Annotated in this window: 15 protein-coding genes; 12 read left to right on the forward strand and 3 right to left on the reverse strand. The window is 48.4% G+C overall.

Annotated features, from left to right (window positions below; genetic code table 11):
- Positions 1–4: 4 nt before the first annotated feature.
- From OH773_RS03805 to OH773_RS03815, 3 genes are read right to left on the reverse strand one after another with little or no spacing between them, the layout of a single operon-like run.
- Positions 5–865 carry an amino acid ABC transporter substrate-binding protein gene (locus tag OH773_RS03805; RefSeq protein WP_270143168.1) on the reverse strand — a complete coding sequence of 287 codons (861 nt, stop codon included), beginning with the start codon at positions 863–865 and terminating at the stop codon, positions 5–7.
- Positions 846–1,778, reverse strand: coding sequence for an amino acid ABC transporter substrate-binding protein (locus tag OH773_RS03810; RefSeq protein ID WP_270143170.1), 933 nt, complete (start codon positions 1,776–1,778; stop codon positions 846–848). Before OH773_RS03810 ends, OH773_RS03805 begins: the two co-directional genes overlap by 20 nt.
- Complete coding sequence (locus OH773_RS03815) at positions 1,768–3,963, reverse strand: putative bifunctional diguanylate cyclase/phosphodiesterase (RefSeq protein WP_270143172.1); 2,196 nt, start codon at positions 3,961–3,963, stop codon at positions 1,768–1,770. Before OH773_RS03815 ends, OH773_RS03810 begins: the two co-directional genes overlap by 11 nt.
- A gap of 759 nt (positions 3,964–4,722) precedes the next feature.
- On the opposite strand from OH773_RS03815, the gene OH773_RS03820 reads away from it, so the two are divergent.
- The 12 genes from OH773_RS03820 to OH773_RS03875 all read left to right on the forward strand — a co-directional run bounded on the left by OH773_RS03820 (position 4,723) and on the right by OH773_RS03875 (position 20,598).
- The gene (locus tag OH773_RS03820; protein ID WP_270143174.1) at positions 4,723–6,915 is read left to right on the forward strand and encodes a sensor domain-containing phosphodiesterase; all 2,193 of its coding nucleotides are present in this window, start codon (positions 4,723–4,725) and stop codon (positions 6,913–6,915) included.
- Positions 6,916–6,960: 45 nt separating this feature from the next.
- Positions 6,961–9,060 (forward strand): methyl-accepting chemotaxis protein, encoded by a 2,100-nt coding sequence (locus OH773_RS03825; protein WP_270143176.1) that lies wholly within the window; start codon positions 6,961–6,963, stop codon positions 9,058–9,060.
- Complete coding sequence (locus OH773_RS03830) at positions 9,047–10,114, forward strand: chemotaxis protein CheB (protein ID WP_270143178.1); 1,068 nt, start codon at positions 9,047–9,049, stop codon at positions 10,112–10,114. Before OH773_RS03825 ends, OH773_RS03830 begins: the two co-directional genes overlap by 14 nt.
- Positions 10,111–11,511 (forward strand): CheR family methyltransferase, encoded by a 1,401-nt coding sequence (locus OH773_RS03835; RefSeq protein WP_270143180.1) that lies wholly within the window; start codon positions 10,111–10,113, stop codon positions 11,509–11,511. The genes OH773_RS03830 and OH773_RS03835 overlap by 4 nt, the downstream gene beginning before the upstream one ends.
- Before the next feature lie 8 nt (positions 11,512–11,519).
- The gene (locus OH773_RS03840) at positions 11,520–13,658 is read left to right on the forward strand and encodes a hybrid sensor histidine kinase/response regulator (protein WP_270143182.1); all 2,139 of its coding nucleotides are present in this window, start codon (positions 11,520–11,522) and stop codon (positions 13,656–13,658) included.
- Between the two features lie 148 nt (positions 13,659–13,806).
- Positions 13,807–14,214, forward strand: a complete 408-nt coding sequence (locus OH773_RS03845; RefSeq protein ID WP_270143184.1) for a response regulator — start codon at positions 13,807–13,809, stop codon at positions 14,212–14,214.
- Positions 14,215–14,225: 11 nt separating this feature from the next.
- Positions 14,226–15,914 (forward strand): diguanylate cyclase, encoded by a 1,689-nt coding sequence (locus OH773_RS03850; protein ID WP_270143186.1) that lies wholly within the window; start codon positions 14,226–14,228, stop codon positions 15,912–15,914.
- Positions 15,911–16,435: a chemotaxis protein CheW gene (locus OH773_RS03855; RefSeq protein WP_270143188.1), complete on the forward strand. Its 525-nt coding sequence runs from the start codon at positions 15,911–15,913 to the stop codon at positions 16,433–16,435. The genes OH773_RS03850 and OH773_RS03855 overlap by 4 nt, the downstream gene beginning before the upstream one ends.
- Entirely contained in the window at positions 16,419–16,775 is a 357-nt protein-coding gene (locus OH773_RS03860; protein ID WP_270143190.1) for a hypothetical protein, read from the forward strand. The genes OH773_RS03855 and OH773_RS03860 overlap by 17 nt, the downstream gene beginning before the upstream one ends.
- Positions 16,776–16,934: 159 nt before the next feature.
- Positions 16,935–17,969, forward strand: a complete 1,035-nt coding sequence (locus OH773_RS03865; protein WP_270143192.1) for a GGDEF domain-containing protein — start codon at positions 16,935–16,937, stop codon at positions 17,967–17,969.
- Positions 17,970–18,028: 59 nt separating this feature from the next.
- Positions 18,029–19,210, forward strand: a complete 1,182-nt coding sequence (locus OH773_RS03870) for an acetyl-CoA C-acetyltransferase (protein ID WP_270143194.1) — start codon at positions 18,029–18,031, stop codon at positions 19,208–19,210.
- A gap of 701 nt (positions 19,211–19,911) precedes the next feature.
- Positions 19,912–20,598 carry an oligogalacturonate-specific porin KdgM family protein gene (locus OH773_RS03875; protein ID WP_183270507.1) on the forward strand — a complete coding sequence of 229 codons (687 nt, stop codon included), beginning with the start codon at positions 19,912–19,914 and terminating at the stop codon, positions 20,596–20,598.
- Positions 20,599–20,687: the final 89 nt, after the last annotated feature.

The raw sequence follows: 20,687 nt of genomic DNA on the forward strand, positions 1-20,687 counted from the left end.
CTGTTTAATCTTTCTGTTTGTTTTTAATGACGACTTTCTGTGACAGCCACTTGTTGGTCATCTGAGCATGGAGTGGAGATTCGAAAATGTGCTCCAGGGTTTTATCAACAAACGCAACAAATAACGGATCCTGTTTTCTCATCATAATGGCGTACTTCATTTTTTCACCCACATCGTCATGCAAAATGGTGAATGCTTCAGGATCCTCGCTCTGATTGATGAGGGGGTAGGCCAATATATCATCCAGAATTAATGCAGCCGTGCGCTTTTGCGCCATCATATTGAAAGCATCTTCCGTTGTATCTGACGTAATAATTGAAAGGCTCAGGTGTTTTTCACGATTTAAGCGGTTAAGTTCCAATAAATCTTTAGAACCGCGAGGAACACCCACGGTACGGCCTCTTAAATCTTCAAGCGTATGGATATTATTTTGGCGCAACGAAATGATTCGCATAGTGGAGGCAAAGTAATCTGTCGAAAAAGAGACGCTCTTTTTTCTTTCCGGGGTATCGGCATTCACGCTGCAATCTAAATCTATTCTGCTGCTGTTTAGTGCGGCAACTCGCTCAGTAAACAGAACGGGAATGTAATGAACCTCGAGCTGTTTTAAGCCCAGAGACAGCCGCAGTTCATCGGCAATCATATTACATAGCGAAATAGTGTAACCGTTGACCTTGCCGCTTTTATCCCGAAAAGAGAATGGCGCGAGCTGACGGTAGCCGATATTAAGAGTATGGGTTGATTTAATATGCTCAAACGTCGCAGAAGTCTGTTCTGCTGAAAGCTGGCGAGAAAACAAGGCCAGGGGAAACAACGTCAACACGCTGAACAGATGTTTAAGCTTGTTATTTAATAATTTTTTCATTTTCGTTCGCATGGTTTGATGTTGTTGCGATCAATGCTTTTAGTGCAGTCGACATCGGTATATTGAGATTAATGGCTTTCGGCGGTATCGGCGACATGAACCACTTTTGATAAAGTTTGGCAAAGTCTTTGCTGGTAAGAATCTTACTCATTGAATCGTCGACGACGCGTTTAAACTCGGGATCATCCAATGGCAAAAGTAACCCGGCAGGAATCGGTTGGCTAAAAACCTCATTCGATATTTCAAAGTCTTCAGGGTCGGGTGAGAGCGCGATCATTCCTTTAAGCAGCACGTAACTGGAAATAAGGGCCGGTAACTCGCCCGTTTGTATGCTGTGGAAGGCGGCGTTATTACTATTATCAAGCTCTATATTGAGGTTGAGATCGTTTGTTTTATTCAGTTGATGCAGTTGTTCAACATAAATGGTGCCACTTTTCACTAACACACTATGGCCTGCTAACTCTTTAATGGTGTTAGTGCTGTTATTTTTACGTGTAATAAAGCGCGTACTTGAGAAAAAGAAGGGAAGGGTGAACTCCGCTTGTTGATGACGTAATTCCGAGTAAAAAGCAGGGATGCACATCATGTCCGTGGCATGATTTTTAATTAAAACAAACTGTGAGGCCGTGCTGCTTTTGATCCAACGAACGGTAAGATCTTTGATCTTCAGTTTAGCTTTAATGTCATCGACGATTTTATTACAAATATCGATGGAATAGCCCGCCGGTTTTTGAGACTCGACATAGGAAAACGGGAAGGCATCATCTTGATAACCGAGAGTAATGGTCTTCGTTTCAGCGATCCGCTCAAGGGTTTTCTTGCTATGCGCGCCGTGTGCATAGCACGCTGTGGTGCTAAACCCTATCAGCATCAATAGTGAGATTAATTGATAACAGATTGATTTACAGCGCATCGCAAACCTCCCCGTCGATAACTTTATTACCAAACGTCGGCTCGAGATCTTTTTCTGGCAACGGTCGGCTGTAATAGTAGCCCTGGACATTCTGGCAAGAAATACGACGCAAAATCGAACGTTGTTGCTCGGTCTCCACCCCTTCCGCTGTCACGCTCATGCCATATTTCCTGGCAAATTGAATCAGCATCACCACCAGATATTGGCTGGCACTCTCTTGCTCCAGTTTCATAATCAGCGTGCGGGCAATTTTAATACGCGTAAATGGATAAATAAGCAGGTAATCCAGCGCCGCATATCCAGTACCAAGATCATCCATGGCAATGGAAATACCCATTTTATGAATTCTCTTAAATACCGGCAGCGCAATGGACTGATCGAGTTTTTCCGATTCTGTCACTTCAATTTCAAGGCGATTTGCGGGCAGACCGCTTTGCTTCAGAGCATCAACAATAATATCAATCAAACCTGGGCTATGTAATTGATAAGCAGAAATATTAACTGCAACTTTCGTTGACTCTGGCCACTTCGCGGCGGCTCTACAGGACTCTCGGATAATCCACTCACCCAGACGGATAATCAGGCCTGACTCTTCGGCAATATTGATAAAGTAGTCAGGATAAATAAGACCCTTGGTCGGATGGTTCCAGCGGATCAGCGATTCATAACCGCAAACCGTTTCACTTTCCAGATCGATAATCGGCTGGTAGTGCAGCACGAACTCATTGTTATCAATACCGTTAATGATTTCCTGATTCACAAACACACTATTGGTGTGCTTCATCATCATGCCGTCTTCAAAGAAGTGGTAGCAGCCACGTCCGCTATGTTTTGAGGCATACAAGGCGAGGTCGGCGTTAATCATCAGCGTTGTCGCACTCATCCCCTGAGACGGAGCGGTGACAATTCCGACGCTACAACTAATGGCGAAAGAGTTGGAACCGTAGGTAAATGGAATACTCAATGCTCGTACAATTTTTTGCGACAGCGCCCCGGCTTCCTGGCAATTGTCTGACTTCACGTACTGCAAAATGGCAAATTCATCACCGCCTAGGCGTGCGGCAAAATCCATAGGGCCTAACAGCAGGGACAGGCGCTGTGCAACGCCGATAAGAACTTCATCCCCGGCAGAGTGGCCGAAGGTATCATTCACCGGTTTAAAGTTATCAAGGTCAATCAGCAGCAGATTGAATAACTGCCCGTTCTGACTCATTTCACGGATACATTTATCCAGCGCCTGACTAAAGGAAGCGCGGTTCGGGAAGCCCGTCAGCGAGTCATGGTGCGCCATGTATTCCATTTTTTGCGACATATCCTGCATGCGTTGCAGGTAATCACGTTCCACCATCGCAATACGGAGCTTTTCAATGGCTGCCGCTAATCTGCCGATTTCGTCATCTTGATCTAAATAAGGGGTAATGTGATCGGTCTGCTCATGAGCAATGCGCGTCAAAGAGTTAATCAGCAGTGGGACGGGGCGGAAAAGTCGACGCATAAACAAGGTCACCAGTGCCAACGTTCCCAGTAAAATCAGCGCCAGGATAACCAGGGTTTTCTTCAGCATTGCGTCATAAGCCGCATACAGCTGGCTTTTATTGCCAATGCTGCTGACCAAACTGCCCAGGATTTCGCCGGAAGGCGCGAGAATGGGGACGGCGCTGATAAAGCACTCTTTTCCATCAATGGAAGCAAAACCGATGTAGTAATTCGCCAGGACATCGGTGGCTCGGTGTCCCTTGAAGGTAATCTTCGCTTCCTGGGATTCGGAGCTGTTACTGATGCCCTGGAAGCCGACTTCAGGCGTATAAAGGAAAAGCCAGGTCGGGTTACGGGTTTGTACCGAAGCCAGTGCAAGCACATCGACAGGGTTATAACCTGTTTGAATGACGGAATCCGCATCACCCAATTTGTGTTCAGAAACAATCCGCGTAATTTGCCCGGTTGAACTGGTTCCTACTGCGACATTGGTATAAACGTTACGCACGATGTACGTCATTATCTGCGCATTCGCTTCAGCCTGGTGGACCCATTGCTGGTAAGAGAAGCTGTTAATCAGCCCCCAACCGGCACAGGCGCCTGCACCAAACGCAATAAGGATACCTGCCAGCAAAAACTGGGTAATTTTCCCTGCAATAGAATGGTGCCAACCTTTTACGCTTTTCAGCGACAAAAAACTTTTAGCCACGAATTGTCGGTTTCCTAAAAAATAAGAAAAACTTATGAATGAAGCTTATGGAATTAACGGAATACTCTATATTGTCTGGCTGTTGCTTTTATGTGAGTTTTTTATGAAGAGAGTCAGACGTCGCGTCAACAATAATGAACCGTTATGTTACATAATTGCTGAGTGAATAAATAAAGGTAAAAACACGCGGCGGGACTATAGATAACAGAGGGGGGCAAGTCAATCATAAAGTATGTATATTAAACGCTAATTGTAGTGTTGATTGATTCTCTTTAGTGTTGCCATTAAATAAACATGTTAAGTACGGTGTGCCTTTGTCCTTCAATAATCAAAATAAAAGAATGACTGGTTATTGGTTTGTTTGTATATTTATATGTTTTTCAATGTGTTATGTTTTTATTTTGAGTGAATTTAATATAAATATCATACGGTGGAAATGTCCATTTTTACCTATAAGTGGCTGTTCTTTTTTGAGTGGAAACTGCATACAATTAAAAATGATTAAACAATGACTATGGTTTTTACTCGTTATCAGGTCACCATAAAATATTAAAAATAACCAATGATGATTGTTAATGATTTGTTTGTATTCAGGCTGATATAAAAGTATGAGTGTCCACTTTATTTTTATCGTGGATGTTAATTTATTACGGTATTTGTTTTATTTAATTATGTCACCTGCAAGATTTTATCCAACAAGAAATACACTCTCCAAATCACATAAATAGCACACTGAAGCATACAAAACGGGTTAAATTCTTGGACTCTATAGCGAGCGATAGTACAGCGCATACCAATAAACGGTGGGGTTTACCGTTAATTCTCCCTTGCCTGCTTTACGCACTAGCGCAGCTGCTCAGCAGCCATATTATTGCCGATGGGCGAGTTCTGGTGGTCTATGACCTGGAATTAGCCGCCATCTCCGCGGTGTTGGTGCTGTTCGGCTACCGGGCCATCCCCGGCCTGATTCTACTCATTGTTTGCTCTGTATTATTCCGCCCACTCGCCGACACCCGGGAACTGCTCGTCTATCTGGCCGCAGCGCTGATTAGCTACGCCATCTATGCCAAAAGCACCGGTTGGCGTAGCCCATCAAGCTTTGGTTTCATAACGCTGACCACCCAAAGAATCATCTGGCTGTGCTTGTGTAATGCGTTGCTCTATACCGGTTTCAGGGAAGTGATTTTTCTGGTTACCCGGACGCATCTTTATCCGGGGATGGTGTTTGAACATGTCTTTAACGCGCAGACGCTGGTCAGAATCCAGGGCGTGATGAACGGTTGTGTCACGGGGATTCCCTTGTTTTATACCGTGTTAAGGGTTATCTGCAGCCCGAAATATGCAGCGATGTGCCTGAAGTCTATCGCGGCGCAATTCTCTGAAAACGTCGGTTACACCCGTTTTCTTGCCTGGGCCGCATCGCTGCTTATTTTAATGGTCTGTCTCAACATGCCATTAAAAAATAACGTCTTTTTTACCTTCTACAGCCTGATTCTTATCTTCCCGTTGATGCTCTGGAGCGCGGTTCGTATCGGCTATATCTTCACCGTCCCATTCTGGACGGTGATGCTTATCGTGTTGGGCAAGAATAACGAAAACTATATCGCCCTGAACGATGATTACATGCTGCACCAGGTGCTGGTTTCTACGGCTATTTTTGTCTTTACGCTGACCATCGTCATCATGGGCGTATTGTCCAGATTCAATAAGTTACGTATTGATCAGCTGTTGGATATGGGGTTAACCGACCCGATGACCAACATGCCGAACCTTCGCGCATTAAAGGCGGATATCAAAGCGTCGCCACACTCTACGGTTTGCCTGATTCAGGTACCAGAAATGGAGCTGTTCTCACGCCGTTACGGTTTGCACTTTCGGGCGAGATACCAAAAAAAGCTTGCCGATTTTTTGCGTAACCAACTGAAGGGCGAAGAAAAAATTTATTACCACGCGGGTTATGGTCTGCTGCTTAAACTCAACGAGCCGAGTTGGGGAAGACTCAGTCTGCTGTATAAATCAGCCAATACTTTTCGTTATTCACATAATAATCAGCAGCTTGGTTTTCGCAGTGGGCTCGGTTATTGCCGGGCAACGCAGTTCTGTAATGACGTTTACAGCCTGACCGGTAAGCTTGGAATTGTGTCGGGACTGTCGCTGGTTAATGGCAAACCTGAAAACCTCGAAGCGCAGTCCAGCCGCATTCTGGAGAGCACAATCGTGGGGCGAACGGACATTCGCACGGTGCTTCAGAAAACACTGGATAACGATGCATTCGTGTTAATGGCGCAACCCATTGTCAGCACGCGTGGGGAAGAGCGCTATCACGAGATCCTGCTGCGTATGCTGGATGAAGAAGGGCGCTTTATTCCGCCGGACAGGTTTTTGCCAGTGGCGACTGAAGCAGGACTGGCACCGGACATCGATTTTTGGGTGATCAGAAACACGCTAAAAACCATGCAGCAGCACCCGGATCGCTGCTTCTCCATTAACCTGGCTCCGGTCACGGTGTGTCGTGCCAGTTTTGTTCACGACGTTCAGTTACTGCTAACCCAGTTTGGCGTCGATCCGCATCGGATCATCTTTGAGATAACCGAAGCTGACGCGCTATCCGATACCGAACAGTCGCAGAACACGGTGCGCGCGCTCAAAAGCCTCGGCTGTCGGGTGGCGATAGACGACTTTGGCACCGGCTTTTCCAGCCACGCCCGATTGCGTGATGTCAGCGCGGATATTTTGAAAATAGACGGTTCGTTTATTCGTGAAATTACCGAGAGTGAAGTCAGCCACTACATTGTTGAGTCTTTTTGCCATGTGGCAAAAATGAAAAATATGCAGGTGGTGGCAGAGTATGTTGAAAATGAAAATATTCAGCGTTGCCTGGAAAGAATGAACGTGGATTGGCTTCAGGGTTATCACATTGGTAAGCCTGTGCCCTTGCTCTCACTAGCATGACAGCAATAACAGAAACTTCTTACATCATCATAAAAATGGAAACCCATGAGTAACTTTTTTAAATTCAATCGCCATGGCGAAGTTGAATATTCAAATAATGCGGACCGTGGTCTGAAAGCATGGTTGCGTACGTTTCATGTTGGTGTCGCCATGAAGCTAGGGCTCGTGCTGGTATTTTTTATTTCAATACTGTTGATCGGCGCATCTTTTATACTTTCTTCCTATTTATCCACGCAGTTGCAAAACAATGCGTTGGAATCCATTGCGGCCAATACGCGCATCTTCCACAACGATATCAACACCGAATATAAAAGGTTGATGGGCGATGCTGAACGTTATAGCAATATTTATATTAACAATTATCAGAACGTCAGTTCCAAACCGCTACGCACGATGGATGCCGAAGAATTAAAAGCGTTATTAAGTGATGGGCATACCAATATTAAATTTAGCGAATTAACCACCATTTTTACCTCAACATTTGTACGCCAGGGCGAGGAGTTTGTTCGCGTCAACACGTCCTTGCAGGGCAGTGAAGGCAGAATGGCGACATCAACAGTCTTGAGCCATGACAACCCCGCGATGGCCGAACTGATAAAGAATAAACCTTATTCGGGTGTCGTCGTGTTGTATGGCAAACAATTTATAAGCCACTACGAACCTATTGCAGATAAATATGGTCAGGTCGTTGGCGCTGTCGCGATCGGTTTTGATGTCAAACTCGCTTTGCAACCCGTGATTAAACAACTGCTGGCTGTTCATATTGGCGATGATGGCTTTGCATTTGTATTAGATGCCGGATTCATGCCCGGGATGATGATTGCGCACCCGACATTGGCTAATCAGCAAGTGCAAAATATTACCGATGCCCATGGTTTTAAATATTTTGGCGATATGCTGGCGCGTAAAGCGGGAACCATTTATTACGATACGGTAAATACCTATGGAGCGGCACCGCGTAAAAAACTGACGGTATTTGAGCATATTGACGGCATCAACTGGATAATCGGTACCACGTGTTATGTCGATGATGTCGCCAGAAGTAGCATTCTTGTGCGTAATGCGTTGTTGGTTTTCAGTGTGATATTGATGCCAATTATTCTGCTGTTAATTGCGATCGCTAGCCGTTTCCTGATTTCAGACCGTCTAAATAACGTGCTTAAAATTTCGCAATCTATTGCTCAGGGCGATCTCACTGCGGATATTCACGTTGATCATAATGATGAAATTGGTGACCTGCTTCTCGCCAATGAAAAGATGCGATATTCATTGCATTCGCTGGTTGGAGATGTGGTTTCCCACGCGAAACATGTGCATAAGGCGGCTTTAAAAATTACCGAAGCGGTCGACGGCCAGGCCTCTACCAGCGTGCAAACGTCATCATCGGTTGCTGAAATTACGTCGACGATGGAAGAGCTTTCCGCTTCTTCAACGCAGATTGCAGAACATTCTCGTGCGGTGGTTGATATTGCCAATGTCACGCTTGATGACTGTAACAACGGTTCTGAGTCGATGGCCGAGTTACTCAATCGCATGGCGGATATCGACAGCGATAACGAGCAAAGCATGCATGAAATCATGAGGCTCGGTAATAAGTCTAAAGAAATCAGCCGTGTCATGGTCATTATCAATAGCGTTGCGGATCAAACTAAACTCATCGCATTCAATGCGGCACTTGAGGCGTCCAGCGCCGGTGAATCAGGTAAGCGCTTCTCCGTGGTTGCAGCAGAAATCCGCCGTCTGGCCGATTCGGTGACTGAATCGACGTATGAGATTGAGAATAAAATCAGCGAAATTCAGAACGCCATTAATCGACTGGTTCTCAATGCGGAAAAAGGCAGTAACAGCATCAAAGCCGGCACGACGGCCTGTAAAATTAGTGCCGATCGTTTACACGATATTGTGGCTCATGCAGGGCAAACCTCTACGGCTGCGATGCAAATATCTCTGTCAACACAGCAGCAGAAAACCGCAAGTAATCAAGTTGTTATGGCGCTTCGAGAAATCGTGGTTGCCAGTAATTATACCTCGCAATCCATTAATGACATTCTGTCTATCAGCCAGGATATGACTCAGCTTTCCCAGGAGCTGAACCAGGCTTCTCAGTCATTCAAGTTGACGGATAATCCTGATGAACAGGCCTAAAATTCGTGTGCTGATTGTCAATCATGGCAACTCGTCGCTGGATGAATTGATCCTGCAACTTGAGAACAATAAAAATATTGAAGTTGTCGGGCTGGCGCTACATCGCGAATTGGCTGTGAGCTTGATCCAAAAGATGGCTCCGGATCTGCTGATTTTGGCTCTGGGTGAACCCGATCGTCGTCACGTTGACACCATTGAAACGATTATGGCGACCTGTGCTATCCCCATTCTGGTGATGCGCTATTTCCCCGATTCACAGTGGGATATGGAGTTTATCGCGCATGGCGCACTCGCAGTGGTCCCTAATCAGGGTGCATCGGCAAATGCTGTCAGGGACTTACATCGGCAGGTTGAAATTTTGGTCGGTGTGAAAGTGATTCGCCATATCCAGGGGTTGCGAAACACGTTAACCGCGTCATCAAGGATTTTGCCTGTTCACGAAAATGCCGCAGCCCCCGATCGTGCGTGGCCCTACGTTCTGGCGATCGCGTGCTCAACGGGCGGGCCGCAGGCACTGAGCAAATTACTGCAGGCGCTGCCTGCGGTTTTCCCTTGTCCGATTCTTATCGCCCAGCATATTGCAGACGGCTTTGCGAAAAGCATGGTGCAGTGGCTGGACCGCATCACCGAACTGGACGTGTGCCTTGCTCAGGAGAATGACATTTTGGCGGCAGGCCGCGTGTATGTCCTACCGCCGGAGCACCATCTTGTCGTGAAAAAACACCATCGGTTAGCTGCCATTCCTCGCCAGGAAAGCGATGTCTATCACCCGAGCTGTAACTTGCTGCTGGAGTCGGTGGCGGAAGTGTATGGCGAAAAATCGGTAGGACTCATCATGACCGGCATGGGCAGCGACGGATGCCGTGGCATCGATGCCATCTTTCAAAAAGGTGGCAGAACGTTCGCTCAGGATGAAGCCACGTCTGTGGTGTTCGGCATGAATAAATTTGCCATCGATAAAAACGTCATCCACAAAATTCTGCCGCTGGACAAACTGGCGGGCGCATTGCTGGCGATGGCCCATTACGGGAAATTCGAGGGCAAATTGCCATGATCCCCAATATTGCGGACTTCAAAAATCTGATCAAAGACAGAGTTGGTCTGCATTTTTTTAACGGCATGGAAGGGTTGCTCAATACGGCTTTATTGCAGCGTATGGGCGAGCGCGGGAAAGAGAGTAGTGAAAAATACTATGAAGTGCTCTGCGTTTCGACCACCGAGTTCGACAAGCTCCTCAGCCTGCTGACGATTAACGAAACCTACTTTTTCCGTGAGCCGGAAGTGCTGGATTTTGTCTGTGACAAGCTGGTGCCCAAAATACTTGAACGGCGCGACGGCCCGGTACGCATTTTAAGCGCGGGCTGTTCATCCGGTGAAGAAGCTTACTCTCTGGCCATCAAACTCCACCAGAGATACCACGAGCAGTTTGCTGCTCGCGTAGAGATTCACGGTTGCGATATCGACACAAAGATTCTCGATAAAGCGCGCACCGCGAACTATTCCAGTTACTCGTTTCGCGGTGTTGATCCGCTTTTGCAGCAAACCTGGTTCACGCGCAATGGCAACCAGTTCCAGTTGCATGACGTGATCCGCAATAAAGTGACGTTCCACCGCTCAAACATTGTTAAAGAGCACCTGCAACCGAAGTTCGACATCATTTTGCTGCGCAATGTCTCCATTTACTTTGATGACGACACGCGGCGTCTGCTGCACTTCAATTTGCTGAATATGCTGGAACCCGATGGCGCGTTGTTCTTCGGCAATGCGGAAACGCTGGCGAATAACTTTGGCATCCTGAAACTCAAGCAGGAACATGGCCTTTTTTACTTCTGCCAACCGAAAACGTCACGTGCTCCGGTTGCCACGGCCAGTCTACAACCCACCGCGGAATCTTGTGTCGCCGCTCCGGATCTCTCCACGCAACAGTGCGGAAGCTGGATTAACAAGGCGCTCGACTGTGTGTCTGAAAAACGCTTTGCGCAAGCTGAAGAGTGGATAACCAAAGTGCTGGATTGCGATATCCATCATCAGGAAGCGCTGGTTATCAAAGGTGTGATTGCGCTGGAAAAATGCGAGTTCGAGCAAACCGCGCAAAGCGCACAACACGTGCTGGAGCTGGATGAATGGTCTGCGGAAGCGAAAATGCTCCTTGGGTTGGCGATGATGTGGCAGCACCACACGCAGCAGGCGATCGCCTGGTTTAAACAGGTTGTTTATCAACAGCCTGGCTACTGGCCTGCGCATTACTATCTGGCGGAAATGTATCGCCAAAGCGAGCTATATCGCCCGGCACTGCGTACCTATCGCATCACACTGCAATTGCTCAACGCAGAAATGAACAGCACCGGCAACGCCAGCGCTCTGCGGCTACCCCTCTCATTTCCGAGTAATTCGTTTCGTTTTCTTTGTGAACATCAGTTGGCGCAGTTCACCCATCAGGATGGGCTGTAGAGAAACGTATGGCTATTGATCTTAAAAAATTTGTGCTGCGCTTTATTGATGAAGCAAATGGCCATTTGCAGACCGTGAAAGAGGGGGCGTTTTTGCTCTCGTCCGGTGAAAGTACGGACACACAAATCGGCGAGATGTTTCGTGCAGCACACACCCTGAAAGGGGGCGCGCGCATGCTGAAGCTGCAAAGCATCGCCGACGTCACCCATCAGCTTGAAGAGATTTTAAGCGAGCTGCGCGATAAAAAACTCGCACCTGACCAAAACCTTGGCACGTTGATTCTCCAGGCTTGTGATTATATTTCGGACCAGCTGGCACAGCTGTTGGCGACTGACGGTCACAATCAGCTGCCGCCAGCGGATGAAGCCTTGTGCGAGCGACTGGCTCGCGCCAGCCGTGGCGACATGGACAGCAGCGCCGGGGAAGGCACGCCGCCAGCGGTGGAAATCCTTGTGAGCGCGCTGAACCTCGACACCGTGGATATCGGCTTAAAACAGGCGAGTTCGGTGCGGGTCAAACTCGAGAAACTCGATGACCTGATTAACATTTTGGGTGAAGTCGTCGCCACGCATGACCGCCTGGAGCAGCAGGTTCAAAGCCTGGCGAACCTCGGGCCGCGCCTGGCAAAAATGGATGCCGGGCAGCTCCGTCAGCAGATTGTGCAGCTGGGTCGCAAATTAAAAGACGATTTTCAGGTTCAACATTTGCAGATGTTTGAGCTGTATGACGTAGCAACCACCATTCGCATGCTGCCGGTCTCCATGCTGTTTGAGCCAGTTTCGATGCAGGTTCGCGATCTGGCCGCCTCGCTCAATAAGCAGGTGGATTGCCGTATTTTGGGAGGGGAAATCGAAATCGACAGGCAATTAATTGATCGTCTGTCAGAACCCCTGACTCATCTGCTGCGTAACGCAGTCGATCATGGCATTGGCGACGTCGCGGAACGGCTTGCGTTAGGTAAATCGGCGCGCGGGACGATAACGCTGTCCACCCAACAAGATGGGCGCGGAATATTGCTGCGCGTGGAAGATGATGGCCGTGGTCTGGATTATCCGGGCATTCGTGCCAAAGCGGTGGCGCGGGGATTGGTGGACGCTGCAGTCGCCGATCAGCTGTCCGAGCAGGAGTGCAACGAGCTTATTTTCCATCCTGGTTTTTCAACCAGCAAGATTGTGACCGAATTATCCGGTCGCGGTGTTGGGCTGGATATCGTGCGTAAGACCATTGTTTCGGATCTGCAAGGGACTTTGCAGGTACACAGCCGCGCAGGATTGGGCACCACCTTTATTATCCGCTTGCCGATTTCGCTGGCGATGATGCGCATTTTGCAATTCGAACAACAGAACCATCTGTTTGGCCTCGCCGCGCAGTATGTCGTTGAAGTGGTGAAATATTCACGCGATGACATTCGCGATATTGCGGGCTGCCCGGCCATTATTCTGCATAACGAATTTATCCCGGTGATTTCCGCCGCCGAGTTGCTGCGGATCCCTGACCGGCCTGGCAGCCAGACGACGACCGTTGCGAGTAGCTTGTTGCTTATCGTGATTCAGAACCAGTTTGGCAAGATGGCAATGCGGGTGGATAACCTGCTCGACGAACGCAACATGATGATTAAGCCGCTGCCGAAACATATGCAGCAGCAAGCGTTAGTCTCCGGCATGGTGCTTTCGCCGGATAACCAACTGGTGAGTATTCTGCAAGTTCCGGTGCTGATGGAGATGGCGCAGAAGCGCGGCCAATCGCGGATCAGCGCGGCGAAACCAGAAGTCAGGCCGAACGCGTGGCATGTGCTGATCGTCGACGATTCAATGAACACTCGTGAAATTGAAAAGAACGTGCTCGAAGCCCACGGCTACCAGGTGACGCTTGCCGAAGATGGTTACTCGGGCCTACAAAAAGCGCGTCTGACGCAGTTTGACGCGGTGTTGACGGATGTCGAAATGCCGGTGATGGACGGTTTCTCGCTCACCAAAGCGCTGCGAGCCGAAGAAAATTACCAACATATTCCTATTATTATCGTGACATCACGAGCCAAAGAAGAAGATCGCCGTCGCGGGATCCAGGTCGGTGCGGATGCTTATATCGCCAAGGGTGATTTTGAGCAGGATAGCCTCATAGAAACATTAAAAATGCTTTTGTGCTAACGGCTTAAAATACCCAAGCGACTTCAAGACACAGGTAGGCGGCAATCGAGTGAATCCCGATGAGCTTACTGAAGTAAGTGATTCGGGTAAACGAGAGCAGCCAACAACCCTGCGTCTTGAAGGGCGACGGGAATAAGTGAGAAAAGAGATGCGTGTATTACTAGTTGATGATGATTTGTTCGCGGCAGAACTGGCTTCAGTGTTTCTGGAAATGAGTGGTTATGAAGTGATTATTGCCGAAAGCGCAATGACTGCATTAGCCAATATAGATTCTGACAACGATATCGATTTGGTTATCAGTGATTTCCATATGCCGGACATTACCGGGCTGGATCTATTAGAAATGTTGCGGGCTAACGGCTGGTCCAAACCGTTTATTTTACTCAGCGCCAGCGAGTTGACAGACATTACCGTTATTCCCGATTGTTGGGTGCAGAAAGACGAAAATATGGCTGAGCGATTGGTGGCTGTAGTTAATGACATATTAGTTAATGAAATATTAGTTAATCAAATCGTCGCGAATGAAGAACGGTTGCAAGCCAACGCGGCTGAATAGCTGACTCACTTATGATGAAACAAGAATTGACGCAAACCACGATGAATACTGCTCAGGATAAAATTGCCCGCTTACGCCAGCGCTTTTTGGAACGCATTCCCACGATGCTGAATCAGTCGGAAGCACTGTTGGGCAAATTAATTGCCCAACCCACTGAAACCGACAGCAAGCAACTGCATCTGCTGTTGCACAGTATTCATGGAACCAGCGCTTCGTTTGGCTTTAGCAAAATCTCCAGCCTGGCGGCTGAAGGTGAACATTTGTTAGTCAATCATGCCCTTGAGCAGCTGTTGTTCCAGAAGCTTGAACAGCTCATTAAACAGTTGTATGCGTTGACGGAAGAGCAGGCGGAAAGCGCACGTCGTGGAGGCGATGCGCTGGTTAAATTCCCGATTGCCGCCTCAGGTGAGGAAGAGGTCGCGATTAACCGTACGATCAAGCCTGTCTACCTGTGTGATGATGAAAGCGAACAGGCTGAACTGCTGGCGACGCAGTTACGCTGTTTTGGCTTTATTTGTTATGTCTTCACCAACACGGCTGATTTTACTAAGGCGGTCATTTCGCAGCCTCCGTCGGTGGTGATTATGGACGTCAGTTTCCCCGATAACGCTTACGGCGGCCCGCTGGCGATGTCCGATCTGAAAAATAAAGTTGGGACACCTTTCCCGGTGCTTTATCTTTCCTGCCACAGCCATTTCCATGCCCGTATCAATGCGATCAAAGCCGGGTGTGATGGTTACTACGTGAAGCCCGCGGCCACCACCGATTTGGTACAGGAGCTGCATCGTTTAACCCAGCCTGCGCTGAAAAAACCGTATCAGGTTTTGTTGATTGATGATGAACCGGAAGTCGCGCAGTACAACGCAGAAATGTTGCGGATGGCGGGCATGGAGGTCCACGTTCTGACGCGAGTGCCTCTTCTGCTGAATGTGCTCAATACACATCCGATCGACATTGTGCTGATGGATTTCCATATGCCGGAATTCAGCGGCGAAGAGCTGACTAAACTTATCCGCCAGATCCCGCAACACATCGGTTTACCCATCGCCTATCTGTCTAGCGAAACCAATAAAAAGACCCAGTTTGGCGCGATGAGCACCGGGGCGGAAGATTTCATCATTAAGCAGGCTGGCCCGCAGGAACTGATTAACGCGGTCTCTATTCGGGCGGAAAGAATGCGCACCCTGCGTGCGCGTATGTCGCAGGACAGTTTGACCGGGCTGTATAACCACTCGACCACCACCCATTATCTGGAAAGCGCGATTACCGAGTCCAACTATAGCGGCGTGCCTTTCAGCCTGGTGATGGTCGATTTGGATCACTTCAAAAGTATCAATGATACCTACGGCCATGTGGCTGGCGACCAGGTGATCCTCGGGATTTCACAGCTATTTTCACATCGCCTGCGCAGCACCGATATTGTCGGGCGTTACGGCGGGGAAGAGTTTGCGATAATTATGCCAAAGACGACGAAAGAGCAGGCGGCGGCGGTGGTGGAACGGCTACGTCTGGGGTTTGAAAAAATCCACTTCTCGGTGAACCAGACCCGCTTTAGCAACACGTTCAGCGCCGGAATTGCGTCCTGGCTGCCGGGCGACGAAATCGAAACCATTCGCGAGCGTGCCGATCAGGCGTTGTATTGTGCCAAACAGCAAGGCCGCAATCGTTATTGCCTGGCTGACGATAAGGATGTCGCATGAGCGAGCAGTTAGAGCAAATCCTCAGTCACTATCAGGATGAAAACCGCGAAATTGCTAATGTTGACGAGCCGCAATGCAGCCTGGTGTTATTTAAAGTCGCGGATAAAAATTTTGCTTTTTATGGCGCACAAATCAAAGAGATCCTCGCTGATCGTCCGGTGTCCTGGGTGCCCGGTTGCCCGCCAACGCTTGAAGGGGTGATCAATCATCGGGGGCGCGTTGAGTCAGTGATTAACATTAATCAACTGGTTGAAGCGCCTGCGTCGGATAGCGTGGGTAAGCGCTCGATCCTGATGGGACGCGGGCAGAAAATGCAAAGCGGGATCCTGGTCGATAAGTTAGTGGATGTGCTGGATGTCGCTGAAAGCCTGATTCATCCTGCCGCTGACCCTTTATCGGCCGCGATGCAGGAAGTTGTGGTAGGAATTGTTCCGATAGGGTCTGAATATTACGCCCTGCTGGATTTGAATTTAATTTTTGAGTGTTATCTGGAAACCAGTGGTTATGGCCCACTCTCTTAAACTTGCCGCAGTGCGCATCACACTTGGGGCGCAGTACTTCTATATTCCTGCCGCCCAGGTACAGCGTTGTGCGCTGGTGGATGATGGAACCCCTGATCTTCCACGATTTAGCCAATGGTTAGGGCTGCCTGATGAACCCGAGCAGGGGTTGCATCTTCATTTATGGGTGCCTGCCAGCAAGGTGGGCGAAGGATGGCATTTCTGGGGCGAACTGGAAAATGTGACGCTACAGGCGAGTGATATTTTCCCTTTGCCTGAACTGGTACAGCTTTGCAGTACGTTACCGGCGTTACGTGCATTAGTGAAGGATAAGAGTTTTAGCCCATTGCTAAGTTGGTAGGCCATTGCGTTTGCAGCGCTTGCTTATCTCCCCGATAGCAGCAATGTGCCACATCTCAAATGTCATATCCGGTAGGGGAAGTTGTATTTAAAATATGTTAGAAACGAGCCTGAACCACGCTTTCGTCTATGCATAATTTTAAAAAGGTAATTCTGCTTTATGTCCGACAATCTTATCGAGCGCATTTCCACGGCGTTAGAATCTGAATATACCCTCGAAGGTCTTGTCCGACAGCTGCTTGAAATGCTCGAACTGGTCACCAATATGGAGTCAACTTACCTGACCCGTATTGAACCGGATGGCAGCTTCCAACATATCCTCTTTGCCCGTAACACCCGTCAAATGCAGATCCCTGAAGGGCTTTCTGTGCCCTGGGGCGATACGCTTTGTAAGCGTGCTCTCGACGAAGGAAGGCGCTATACCAGCGATGTCGCCAATATTTGGGGCGATTCCCAGGCTGCGAAAGCATTGGGGATCACGACGTATGCCAGTACGCCAGTGACGCTGGCTGACGGCTCCCTTTATGGCACGCTTTGCGCGGCAAGCTCAGAAACCCGAGTGTTGAACGAGCGCAGTGAACAAGTGCTGCAACTCTTCGCGCAGCTGATTGCTCAGCAGATTCAGAATGAGCGGCTGTTGCAGCAGCTACAGCAGGCAAATATCGCGCTGACAGCCGCCAGTTATACTGATGAGCTGACGGGTTTGCCCAATCGCCGCGCGGTGTTTGAGCAGCTCCCTCAACTTTTCTCCAGGGCGAGGAAGGATGCGCATTACGTGCTGCTGGCCTTTGTCGATCTTGATGATTTCAAACAGATAAATGATGTTTACGGCCATGACGCTGGCGATGATTTCTTGCTGGCTGTTGGGCAGCGATTGAAAGACGGCTCGCGTATGCATGAGGTTTTAGCCCGGGTCGGCGGCGATGAATTTGTGGTGGCTGGTATCGGACCGGGTGAGTTTGACCTGGCGCAGCAAGCGGCTAACGCCTTCAAAATTCGCCTCGCAAACTTGCTGGCTGGCGAGTATCAGCTACATTCCACTGTGATTAATTATGCCGGTCCAAGTATTGGGGCGATCGCGGTGAATCCGGCGCTCACTGACCATGACCTGGCGTTGCGCGAAGCGGATGCCGCAATGTATCTCGAAAAGGAACGTCGCAGAAAACCTCTCCCGGACAGCAGCAAAATTGCCTGAAGCTGCGGGTCCTGGCGTCCACTATTCCTGAAAAGCAGTCCATCGTTGCGGAGATAACAATGAAAGATGTCGTCATCGTGGGGGCTGCGCGTACGCCCATAGGCTGCTTTCAGGGGGCATTAGCCCCACGCAGTGCCTCGGAACTAGGCAGTGCGGTAGTGAAAGCGCTGCTCGAACGCAGTGGAGTTAGCGAGCAAGAAGTTGATGAAGTGATCCTCGGCCAGGTGTTGACCGCAGGCGCGGGCCAAAATCCCGCTCGACAAACCGCGCTCAATAGCGGTTTACCGTGGTCAGTTTCGGCTATCACCATCAATGATGTGTGTGGTTCTGGCCTAAAAGCGTTGCACCTGGCAACCCAGGCCATTCAATGCGGTGAAGCTGATGTCGTGATTGCCGGGGGCCAGGAGAATATGAGCCGGGCACCGCACGTGCTGGCTGACAGCCGCAATGGCGCAGGTTTGGGAAATAGCCAGCTTATCGACAGCCTGGTGCATGACGGGCTGTGGGATGCCTTCAATGATTACCATATGGGCGTCACTGCAGAAAACCTCGCCCGTGAGTACGGAATTAGCCGCGAAAGCCAGGATGCCTATGCGTTGGCGTCGCAGCACAAAGCGCGGGCAGCCATTGATGCCGGGCGTTTTAAAGATGAAATTGTGCCGGTGACGGTTGAGCTTAATGCCGGTCAATCGGTGATTGTCGATACCGACGAACAGCCGCAAACCGATGCCAGCGCGGAAGCCCTGGCGCAGTTGCGCCCAACGTTTGATAGCCTGGGCAGTGTGACTGCCGGAAATGCCTCTTCGATTAATGATGGCGCAGCCGCCGTGTTAATGATGTGCGCCAGTAAAGCGGAAGAGTTGAATTTGCCGGTTTTGGCGCGCATCCGGGCATTTGCCAGCGTCGGTGTCGACCCCGCCTATATGGGGATTGCGCCCGTGACGGCAACACGGCGTTGCCTTGATCGTGCAGGCTGGACGCTTGATGAATTGGATCTTATCGAAGCCAATGAAGCGTTTGCGGCACAAGCGCTTTCTGTTGGCAAAATGCTGGAATGGGATGAGCGTAAGGTCAACGTTAACGGTGGTGCCCTGGCGCTTGGACATCCGATTGGTGCGTCAGGCTGCCGTATCCTGGTTTCGCTGGTTCATGAGATGATCAAACGCGATGCCAAAAAGGGACTGGCAACATTGTGTATTGGTGGTGGGCAGGGTGTGGCTTTGGCCATAGAGCGCGATTGATCAGGCTCCTTCAAGATGCAGGGGTGTTGGCTGCTCTCGTTCACCCAAATCACTTACTTTAGTAAGCTCATTGGGATTGATGAGCCTCATTCATGAGGCTCACCCTACGGGCCAGCGCAAGCGCTGTTCAAATCTGTTCCAGACAGATTTGTCACTCCATTGCCGCCTACCTGCATCTTGAAGTAGCTATTTTACATTAAATTTTCTTACCTAAATAAAAAAGCACCTTTATCGCAAAGGTGCTTTTTATTTTTAATACGTCACATTCTGCTGTGGTTTTATTTAATTCGATCACATTATTTCCACTTAATATCCTTCCTGACTCATTATTTTACCCTCTCATGCTTTGTGGTTATCTGTCTTTTTTATAAGAAAACAGACAGTATTCCACGCGGTATTATTTCAATTCTAATAGCTTCACACTCATTTCCTTACTAAAGTCAAATCAAGATTGTGCTTATGTAAATTAAATAAAACACTATTGAAATAATGTTTTATTTATGTTTTTGAGCGATTTGTTGTGATGTTGATCGCTAAATAAATGGATTTGATCTTTGTTTTGTTGATAGTCGTCACGAAGATTGCCAAGTGTGTATTTTGACATAAGTATTTACGATCTTGATCACTAAAATATTGTTTAATTATAAATAAAATTCAGTTTCATAAAAATGAAACAATATTTCAATAAAGGGAATGCGATTATGTTGAAGAAAGCTCTGGGCGTGGTTGTTCTCTGTGGTGTGAGTATTGCTGCGCAAGCCGTTACTGTTGATTTACGTCACGAATATGTTGATGCTGGCTCGAATGGCGACCGTGTAGCGGTATCTCACCGTTTCGCTAACGGCCTTGGATTCGGTGTAGAAGCTAAATGGAAATCTGGCGGTACGGATAAAGACCAACCATTTAGTGACATTGTTGGCAGCGGCCATGAAGAATCCATTAACTGGCGCTGGAAAGCGACAGAGAATATTGCTCTGACACCAGGTTTAAATATTGACAGTAACGACAGCAAAACCACCTGGAAGCCTTACTTACATGCGCAATATAGCTTCGATAATGGTTTTTATGTTGCGGCACGTTATCGTTTTGAATATACCCGTTATCCGAATGACAATACTAAAAATGAAGACGATAAAGTGAATCGTGGCGATCTCTGGGCTGGTTTTGCTCTCGGTGACTGGCGTACAGAGTTGAACTATGTTTATGCGAAGAGTGAGCATCAAATTCGTTCTAATAACGACAAAGACTCAGATGAATATAACGTGAAGGTGGCTTATAAAATCGATAAGAACTGGGCGCCGTATGCAGAATTAGGTAACGTTGCGGGGAGTAAATCTACTGATGAACGCCAGACGCGTTATCGTGTAGGTGTGGCATACTCATTTTAATTTTTAATTTTTAATTTCTAATTTCTCTCAAGGCCTCCGCAAAACGCGGGGGCTTTTTTATTGTTTTGTAGTACGAGTGAATATAAAAA

Origin of the sequence: Buttiauxella sp. WJP83, assembly GCF_027594725.1 — a bacterium.
Classification (GTDB): domain Bacteria; phylum Pseudomonadota; class Gammaproteobacteria; order Enterobacterales; family Enterobacteriaceae; genus Buttiauxella; species Buttiauxella selenatireducens.